This is a genomic window from Melaminivora alkalimesophila (assembly GCF_000282995.1).
GTDB lineage: Bacteria > Pseudomonadota > Gammaproteobacteria > Burkholderiales > Burkholderiaceae_C > Melaminivora > Melaminivora alkalimesophila.
This window is the reverse complement of the sequence record NZ_ALEE01000446.1, coordinates 1-9,495: the sequence shown is the minus strand read 5'-3', so window position 1 is coordinate 9,495 and position 9,495 is coordinate 1. Positions and strand designations below refer to the sequence as shown.

Sequence of the window (9,495 nt, the reverse complement as noted above, 5' to 3'; positions counted from 1 at the left end):
CTCGCCCCCGGCCCGCCGGCGGCACAGCTCGGCAAAGACCGCTGCCGCGGGCGCCGGCAGCGGCTCTTCGTCGTGGCCGATCAGCCAGGCCCGGTCGTTCGCCGGGCGCCCGAGCACATGCAGCAGCAGCATCTGGGCGTCGATGCGCGCCAGGCCCTGGGACTGGGCCTGCTGCAGGGCGCAGCGCAGGGTCGGGGGAGTGTCCATCGGCAGGGGCACGGGGGCCGTCAGGCCGCCTCCATCTCGGCCAGCAGCGCGGCCTCGTGCGCCTGCTGCAGGGCGTCCAGCACCTCGTCGAGCTCGCCTTCCAGGATGGCGCCGAGCCGGTAGAGCGTCAGGTTGATGCGGTGGTCGGTCAGCCGGCCCTGCGGGAAGTTGTAGGTGCGGATGCGGTCGGAGCGATCGCCCGAGCCGATGAGGCCGCGGCGCAGGGCGGTTTCCTGGGCCAGGCGCTCGTTGCGCTCGCGGTCCTCCAGGCGCGCCTGCAGCACGGCCAGCGCCTTGGCCTTGTTGGCGTGCTGGCTGCGGCCGTCCTGGCATTCGGCGACGATGCCGGTGGGCAGGTGCACCACGCGCACGGCCGAGTCGGTCTTGTTCACGTGCTGCCCGCCGGCGCCGGAGGCGCGGAAGGTGTCGATGCGCAGCTCCGCCGGGTTGAGCGTGATCGCCTGGGCGGCGTCCGGCTCGGGCATGACGGCCACCGTGCAGGCGCTGGTGTGGATGCGCCCCTGGGCCTCGGTCTCGGGCACGCGCTGCACGCGGTGACCGCCGGATTCGAAGCGCAGGCGGCCGTAGGCGCGCTCGCCCTCGATGCGCAGCACGATCTCCTTGTAGCCGCCGAGTTCGCTCTCATGGCTGGCCATAACCTCCACCCGCCAGCCGACGTTCGCGGCATACCTGCTGTACATGCGGGTGAGATCTGCGGCAAAGAGCGCCGACTCATCGCCGCCCGTCCCCGCGCGGATTTCTACGAAAGCGCTGCGTGTCTCATCTGGATCCTTGGGCAGCAGAAGACGCTGCAGCTCGACTGCTAGTTGGGCCAGCTCCGCTTCGCAGGCGGCAATTTCCTCTTGTGCCATCACGGCAAAATCGGTATCTGATGCGAGTCCGCGTGCGGTCTCTAGATCACGACTTCTTTGTTGGTAACGGGCCCAGCGTTCCGCTGTGGCTGAGACCTCGGCGTGTTCGTGCGAGAGGGCCGTGAACGCGCTCATGTTTTCCATCACGTCGGCTTGGCCGAGCAAATAGTTCAGCTCCTGCAGGCGCCGCGCTCGCTTTTCCAGCTGGCGTTCGAAGTGGGGGTGCATGAAGTTTGCAAAAATAAGAATGGCACCCGATATCGCCGATTATGACTGGGTGCCGAAAAATCAAAAACACGGCAGCAACTGCGCTTCTTTGATTCTGTGAAAATGATTTAAAAGGGAGTCTTGACCACTTCGCTCCAGCTGCGACGCCAGCCCTTGCGTTCACAAGCATCAAAGCCCTTCACTGTTCCGCCTGCGCCGGTCATGTAGCCTGTCTCATCTGAGCATTCCTTCGGCGGATTGAGTTCAACGTGACCTTCATTGGTCTTTCCGATCAGGTTGCGCGAGGTAACGTTACCCCGTGTGAATCCACCATCCGCAATCGAAACCACCGAATACAGATCAGCGATGCCGTCGGAGTTATAGTCAAAAGATCGTTTGTTTTTTCCTGTCAAGGCGTCGACGAGATACATGTTGTTCGGCACGTTGCTGGTGGCGGTGCAGGACTCCAGGCTGAGGCCCTTGTCCTCAGGAATGAAAGAGGTGAGCCAGACGCTCCCGCCCAGGTTAGCTACATCGCCTACTACGCGCTCCCCGTTGGGCATGGCGCCCGGGTAGGTGATCACCCCGAGCTTGATCATCCAACCTTTCTTGGTATTCCAGTCCACTTCGTTACTACTGATCTGGTAGAACTTGCGCCCTGACGCTGAACCCTCTCCCTCCTTTCGGGACGAGACATCGATGGTCTGCTCGACGAGATCATCTGCACTCACCTGACCGAGGCCAGCCACGTCGTCTTCGCCGATGGGCGTTCTGTCCCAGATACCGAAGATGGCTTGCTGGGTAGCGGGAGTAGAGAGGTCATCTTCGTCCAAGAGTATGCCTGTGCCGACCACCACGATCGCCCCGCACAATGTGTTTTCGCTGTGCGAGCAGGTGTTGCCGTCGCCGGGATGGACCTGCCAGGCCGGAGCAGCATAGATTGGCTGGTTCCTGCCGCCGGGCGTGGTGAATAGCGGTCGATTGTAGGAAACGCTGAGTTTTTGCGAGCGAAGATCGAAACGCCACAGGTTGCCGGACGCATCACCCGCGTACGCTGCGATGATTTTCCTGTTGATGTCACGTACTGCAACCACACCACCCAGACCACGGTTCTTCATAGTGCTGACGTCGTTGTTGTAGGCGGGGGGAAGGGGGATGAATTTCACCAGCCTGCCGGTCAAGGCCTCAGTGATGTAGAGACCGACCGACCTACCTGCGCCGGCATAATGTCCGCTGGTGTTGAGCATGACCCAAGTTCCGTCATCCAATTGCCCGGCTGTTGGGGTATTGGTCACATTGCCCAGGTCGCCATAACCCGGTGTCTTGTCATCCACTTCCCAAAGGAAATCGTTCTTGGTTGGGGTCCGGTCCCTGGCGTTGAGCGGCGAGTTGAGCGCAAACAGAAACTTGCCAGCGCGCCCGCCACTGCCAAGGACCACTTGCTTCCAGGAGGTCCCGCTGTAGATGTCTTCCTCAGCCAGTGGACCATCCAGAACATATTCGAACTGGTAGTTGGGATCGGCAAGAGTCGTCTGCTTTCCCATGGCTCCCTTGGGCATGAATGAAGCCAACTGTTCGCCCATGCGAACCGGTGAGCCGCCCGAGTTCACCTCCGTGTCCGACTTGGCTGCGTTGATCACGTGCACCTTTCCGTCGTTGGTGGCAGCGTAAATGGCTGCAGGCAAAGCCTTCTTGCCCTCTACATAGCCTGCGTAGTCTTCCCTGCCGGCCACATCGCCGTAGCTGGAATACCCCATGTCCTGCCTTCCGCCGACGTAGACCGGAGGGGAGTTCACCGATGCGGCTATGCCGGTAGCACGATTGCGGTACGGAGCGCCATTGCGGTTCTGCAGGCCGTTCTGGCCCAACAGGTAGCGGATGAATGTCGAGTCGGATTTCTGCAACCCATCCGAATCGAGTTCGCTTCTGAGATCGCCCGGCAGGCTGGAAAGTGAGGTGTTGTAGCTCAGTTCCAGGCGCGTTCCTGAGCTGACACCGGGGTCGTAGTTCGACAACGCATAAATCTTGCGTTTCTGAACCGTTGGCATGCGCAGATTCGCGGACCAGACAGGCACCGGCTTCCCAGTGGCGTCCACATTAAGAAAATCGCCATCGGTGTCCAAGGCAAAGCCTTTGATATCTCCAGTATTGTCTGAAGTCTGGTATTCGGTGGTGAAGGAGATTTGGCCTCCAAGACTGTTCAGATTCCCGCTATCTCCCGACACGGCAACACCGGCGTCATTGCCGCTGCCCACCATGGAGCTCAGTGCGTCATCAATGGCACGGCGTACGTCATCACCAGAATACACGCTGTACGCTTTGCCGCCTCCAGCAAACCCGGCGTGGATGAAGTCGTTGATGCGCATGTGCTCACCGGCAGTAGCAAGGTCGATGGTCCGGCCGTCGGACCACTCGGGCTGGGTATAAGTGAGGTCGCCCGCCAGCCATTTGTTGCGATAGTCCTCGATTTGTGCCCAGGTCAACCTTCCTCCGGAAATATCACTGCGCTCGCCCGTAGGGGTCAGGCCCCAGCCGATGGTAAAGGTGGTCATGTTCTGCCAGAAAGTAGGGTTGTTCTGCCCGGGCACTGGTGGAACATTATTCGGCAAGCGAGAACTGAAATCCGAGTTCCAGAAGTAGTTGGCAGCCAGGTCCGCCAATCCGTTCTTGCTTTTCCCGCCATTGGAGTATGGAACGTACATGCTGCGAGCAGCAATTCGTTTCGCTTCATCCGCATCGTTATGGCCGCTGGCTCCTGCAGGCCGATATTGCATGGTCGCCGGCTTGCCGTTGGGATTGCCGCTGAAATTCGTTCCTATGAGATTGGTGTATTGTGCTGCTGGCAGTTCGCTGGAACTGGCATCGTTCCACGCCCCGTCAGAAAACAGAATCGTATAGGACCGGCGACAGGCTAGATCGGTACCGTCTGTTTCGTTGGCTGTGCTGGTGGGATCGTTTTTCCAGGGGTTTCCTTGGCTGCGATCGCTTGTTCTGGCATAGTATTTGGCAGCAAGGGAATAAATCTGATGGGTCGGAGTCCCGCCTAAGGCATCGACCCCATAAAGCCAAGTATAGAGTTGGGTTTTCCAGTTGTTTCCTGGTTCGTCACGGAAATAACGCACGCCTCGATTGATGGTGGTTCTGTAACTGTAGCCACCGGAATTTCTTGCGGCGTCGCTGTACTGGACATAGCCGATTCTGAATTTGTCTTCGTAGGGATGGATGGCTTGGCCCATGGCCGTGCTCAAGGCAGCAATACGAGTCCTGTACCACTTGTACCAATTCAGTATGTTTTTGCGCTCTGCTGTAGCGGGGCATGTAGATGCCCCGGGGCCGCCGCAATCCGTGCGCTGGTGATTCAGAGGGAGGGGTACGGGGGCGGTTGATGTGAACGTTATTTCAACGGAAGAGCGGCTCGAGCATGCGTTGTTGTTACAATTCACATAGGTGAATTTTCTGCCTGCAGGAACTGAATTGTTGGTCGACTCTTTGTGGTCCGGAACATAGAAGGACTGATATAGACCATAGTTTCCGCTTTGGTAGCCAAACATTTTTGATGCTTGGTTGTCGACAAATGTGTAGTTGTTGGCTTCTGCGCTGCCGTCCGGTTTTATTCTTGGCAGATAGGTGATGCGTGGATTGTAGTACTGCGTGTTGATGTCGCTGGATCGCATTTGATACCAGCCATAGGTGTTCACGACATAATTGCTAGGGGTGATGTAGTATGATCCCCCATTCGAGCGGGAGGTGCAGTACTGTCCCCCAGCAGCGCGATACGGAATATATTTGTCCGTTGTTCCTGGCACCAGTGTGTCCGTATAGTAGCCTGCCGGGCAGACCTTGGTTGTGCAGTTATTTCCGCTGGCGTTGGTGCAAGCGTTGTTGACGTTATACCCCTCTTGGTACTCCAGAGCCATCGATCCGGAATTGTCCAGGACAAACATCAGATTGGGTTTGGCTCCAGATACTGCATTCAGCAGCGGGCCCTGAGCGGGCGCGCTGGCCGCCTGCGCGCTGCCCGGAAAAATCACTGCCAGGGTCAAAGCCAAACCCAAGGTCAAGCCAAGCGTGTCAGCGCTGTATCGGCTATGTCGCCACTTCATGACAGAGGCTTGTTTCGTTTTTCGAAAGTTCATGATCGTTCTCCCTTCGTGAACGCCCTGGAACAAGGGAATTTTTGCCTTGTGTGATGCTGAGGTACGTGTCGGGCTTCAGGCATGGATGATTTAGCGCCAGCAATCACCTACGGCGAGTCCGCTTGCGGCGCTCTCCAGTCCCTTGACGCCCAAACTGTCCAAGGTCAGATCACCGCAGCGATCGACCGCCATGCTGCCACTCCGCTTGGCCTTGAGCAAAAAAGCAGGCGGATTATTGGCTGCGCTGACTTCGATGGTATAGCTTGGGGTTCCTGTTTTCGGGGACTGTTGTAGAGCGGCAGGCAGCATGCCTACCTGGATCCGCTTGGTCGCATCGTTGTTGGAATCCGAATCCAGGGTGTAACGATCATTGGCTGAATAATAGCGTTGCATAAACTGTGCGGATTCCTGCAGGATTCCCTGAGCCTCGCTACGCTTGGAACGTCTGACGTGTTCGGTGTAGTTGGGCAAGGCCACCGCGGCAATGATGCCGATGATGGCTACAACGATCATCAATTCTATGAGCGTAAAACCTTCGTCTTTCCGAAACGTTCGTGCGATCATCGTGATAGTCCTGTGTGTGTGGGAAGAATTGTGAAGCACTTCATCCACGCGTCAGAAGAGACTGCATCCATGCCTCACCGCCCAGTTTGGCCTTGCCAGACGAGCCATCGAAGCTTGCGTTGTTGGAAAACCCACGTGCTGTAATGAGGTAGCCCTCTAATTTCGGAGTGCTAACGGTTTCCAGCTTTTGTATCACGCATAGAGGCGGATTGCTGAGTTGTGCCGAATCCGCTGCAGCCATGGCGCCTATGTGTCGTTTGAAATATTTATCCGGCACGCGAATTAGGGAAGGGCTTCCATCTTCCCAATTGGTGGCATTGCGCCATTTCGCACTGCTGTCCTGCTCTGATGTAATAACAGGATCCTTAATAATCTTCGAGCGCAGTCCGGTTGATCCCCATTCGGAATATTCCTTGTCTTCGCCATCATAGATGGCAACCTGTTCGCAGAAGCGCAACGCCGTCTCCGCCGCTTCCCTGGCTGTATATGCGGAGCGTATGCCATTGACGCTGCGCTCGGCTTGGGTTGCATTGCGTATGGCAAAAGTTCCCAGTAACGATAGGATGACGATCAGGATCAGGGAAATAACAAGGACCGTGCCTCGTTGATAGCTGGGTGCAGGCTTGCGAAGCCGCGCTGTCTGACAGCTGTATTTTTCTTGCATGATAGACAGGATATAAATCCGTAGTGTCATGGAGGGGTCACCAAGCGATTGCGCAGCAAGACCGTCGTGGTGAATGCTCGTCGCAAATAGTTGTCGGTTATGCCTCTATCGACGTTTTCACAGTCCTTGTATTTCATGGCTCCGTCTGGCGCATCCTGGACCGGGAGCTCGCTGCGCATGATCACGCATATCCGTACGCTGAGCACCCGCGACCACCGATCCTGGGTTGGGTCCGTGATGGTTCCTGAAGATGGCAGAGCATCTATTTCGGCGGCTGTGGCGTATTTGATGATCTGGTGTTTCATGACGTCATAGCTGCTGGCCAGCTCAAGCGAACCCTGAGTAGCTATGCCATAGCGTATGACCATGTCTTCGACGTCCGGAAGCAGCGGCTGTGCAGAACCGATGGCATTGGCTCCGCTCCCGGATTTTTCCGTCCCTTGGCAGGAGAGGCTCGGTTGCCCTCCATTGGTTTTCACAAAGTATCGATTGTCGGCGAGTGCATACGGCCCTGCTGGCGGGTTGATGGCCGGTGCGACCTGAGATGGTTCCACTCTCAAAATACCATTGCCGATGCAGTTGGTGGGATCCCCCGCGTTTGTTGGTGACGTGTTGTCGGGTGTGGCTTCGTAGCGTATGGCGAGAGCTGCAGGACCGGGCCCGGATTTGCACGACAGGTTATCAAAGGGAGCCCCCACGTTGTCGAAACCATGATCACAACCGCGAACCGCCAGACCGCTATAATTCCCCATGACAGTCGATTCAGACGCCGGCCGAAGCTGCTGGGAATATCCTGCTTGTTTGACTTGCTGTTGAATGAGATTCAACGCGAGAATGCCATCTTCGTTGAGCTGGGTTTCTAGTTGGGAAATTCGGCTGTTCCGGCTGGATGAAACGTATGCCTGAAGGCTGGCTGCGAGGATCACCAATCCGATGGTCAGTGAGATCAGGAGTTCGAGGAGGGTGAAGCCCTGGACGGTCTGCGCATGCGGAGTGGGTTTCTCTGAGTATCTTCTCAGTGGCGGATGCATGAATGGACTCATAATGTGATCCGAAACGACATGCAGTTGACGGAGTCGGCGTTGCTGATGTTCGCGCCGGCTGGGCAGTCTTTGCGACCTCGGCCAAATCCACTGCTTTCTTCTGGAGCCGTCCATATCAACCATATATTAAGGATGCGCGTGGCCGGAAGGCTTTCCATGTCCGGTGGAGCAGGGGTGAATTCGGTCTCGACATAGGCAGTCCCGCCGGGTAGGCGGTTCGCGACTGTGGTCAACCATTGTTCCTTGTCATAGTTGGCTAGCGGCGTACCGCAGGTATTGGTTGGCTGAGTGGGGTCGGTGGCATCCACGATACAGTTTGCGATGGGCGTCGTCGGATTCGTGGCTGCGCTCGTGCGCGTGCTCGGAGCATAGGAGTCGGTGATCCCGTAATCATCGAAGCCGTTAAGGTTGGCGCGAGCCCGCTCCGCATAGTCGGTGACGAGGCTCAGGCCGTTGGCTTGCATCCGGGAGAACTGGTTGTATTTGATGGAGGCGCTGGTTACCCCTGCCATGCCCAACAGTGCAATGGCCATGATGACCATTGCCACCAATACCTCAATCAGCGTGGCGCCTTGCTCAGGCAGGAGGGTCGAAGATCTGTTCACAATATGACTCCGCTCCATTGATATCAACGTTCATTGCTGCCGCAATCCGCGCTGTCTGCGACGTGTCGCATGCGTCCGGGCTTGCTGATGCAGAGTGCCTTGCGTGCCCAGGGAGTAGAACTCGTGGATACATAGCCGTTGGCGTCGATATTGACGGCGTTGTTGTTGGAGTTGAGCAGGCCATTCGGAAGAAATACGAAACGCCCGGGCCTGGTCAGGGTGATGTCCTGGATGCCGCGCAGGGAAGTCTGTCGCAGCAGCAGTTCGTCACCATTCGTTGATGAGTAATTGAAATTTCCATCTCCATCGTTGTTGACGAAGACAATCCAACCGCTGGCAAAGCCGTTTGCTCCAGAGGAACTGATGCAACTGGTACTGGTATCGGTAGCGACGCGACACATGACCACCGGACGGGCACGCGCGATCGCTTCAGTACGTGCCAGACGCAGACTTCCGGTGAAAGCATTGATGGCGCTGGATGCCCGCCAGTCAGCCAGGAAACGCGCCATGGATGGAGCTGCGATGCTCACTAGTACAGCTAGAACAGCAATCGTAACCAGAAGCTCAATGAGCGTAATCCCCTGGTTGGGTCGTCCAATATTGTTCGCTTTGGTGGGCATGTTCGATGATTCCTGGTGCCTTGCAAGCGAGGGCGTTGGGGTAGCGGAAGGCAAGTGTCTTGCTGTCGTCCCTGCACAAGGCTCACATTCGAGCGCAGGCTGGCAACTCGATTCTAGAAGGCGACAACCTTTGAGTCATGGCCGCTCGGGCGCGCGAAGCTGCCGCTGGTCGGGTTGTAAGTGGGCCGAACAGCTGTGGTGGTGATGGGGCACCCTAGGAACGCCCCGCAGGGTTACCGTGTCGTTTGCCGCAGGAACAGGCGCGAGACGGCCTGGGCCGTCTGCTCGCGCGCCGTGGCGTCGCCGGCGCGCAGCTCGGCCAGCGTGCCGTGCAGCATCTTCTGCGACAGGCCGCGCGAGAGCGCCTCGAGCACGGTGTCGATGTCCTCGCCCCGGGCCAGCAGTTTCTTGGCACGGGCGATCTCGGCCGTGCGCCACTCGTCGGTCTGGCGGTGCAGCTGCTGGATGAGCGGCACCACTGCACCCGACTGGCCGGCCGGGCGGCGCAGGTCCATCCAGTGCATGAAGCTCTGTACGCCAGCGTCGATGATGGCTTCGGCCTGGGCGACCGCCGCTT

At 57.9% G+C, this 9,495-nt stretch carries 7 protein-coding genes and 2 pseudogenes; all 9 read right to left on the bottom strand.

From position 1 onward, the window contains the following. Window positions 1-207, bottom strand: a pseudogene (locus A612_RS08755) (peptide chain release factor N(5)-glutamine methyltransferase); the annotation flags it as partial. 20 nt (window positions 208-227) lie between these two features. Next, window positions 228-1,307, bottom strand: a complete 1,080-nt coding sequence (gene prfA / locus A612_RS08750) for a peptide chain release factor 1 (RefSeq protein ID WP_040436432.1) — start codon at window positions 1,305-1,307, stop codon at window positions 228-230. Window positions 1,308-1,414: 107 nt separating this feature from the next. Next, window positions 1,415-5,422: a pilus assembly protein gene (locus tag A612_RS16570; RefSeq protein WP_241209538.1), complete on the bottom strand. Its 4,008-nt coding sequence runs from the start codon at window positions 5,420-5,422 to the stop codon at window positions 1,415-1,417. 90 nt (window positions 5,423-5,512) lie between these two features. Next, window positions 5,513-5,986 carry a type IV pilin protein gene (locus tag A612_RS16565; RefSeq protein WP_075807032.1) on the bottom strand — a complete coding sequence of 158 codons (474 nt, stop codon included), beginning with the start codon at window positions 5,984-5,986 and terminating at the stop codon, window positions 5,513-5,515. Window positions 5,987-6,026: 40 nt separating this feature from the next. Then, window positions 6,027-6,680: a PilX N-terminal domain-containing pilus assembly protein gene (locus A612_RS16560; protein ID WP_241209537.1), complete on the bottom strand. Its 654-nt coding sequence runs from the start codon at window positions 6,678-6,680 to the stop codon at window positions 6,027-6,029. Beyond that, window positions 6,677-7,681, bottom strand: coding sequence for a PilW family protein (locus A612_RS16555; RefSeq protein ID WP_081501153.1), 1,005 nt, complete (start codon window positions 7,679-7,681; stop codon window positions 6,677-6,679). The genes A612_RS16560 and A612_RS16555 overlap by 4 nt, the downstream gene beginning before the upstream one ends. An 8-nt stretch (window positions 7,682-7,689) precedes the next feature. Continuing rightward, window positions 7,690-8,298 carry a type IV pilus modification protein PilV gene (gene pilV, locus A612_RS08740; RefSeq protein ID WP_241209536.1) on the bottom strand — a complete coding sequence of 203 codons (609 nt, stop codon included), beginning with the start codon at window positions 8,296-8,298 and terminating at the stop codon, window positions 7,690-7,692. Between the two features lie 23 nt (window positions 8,299-8,321). Then, a complete protein-coding gene (locus A612_RS16550) occupies window positions 8,322-8,918 on the bottom strand; it encodes a GspH/FimT family pseudopilin (RefSeq protein ID WP_081501152.1) in 597 nt (198 codons plus the stop codon). A 233-nt stretch (window positions 8,919-9,151) separates the two neighbouring features. Further along, window positions 9,152-9,495 (bottom strand): annotated as a pseudogene (locus A612_RS08735) (glutamyl-tRNA reductase); the annotation flags it as partial.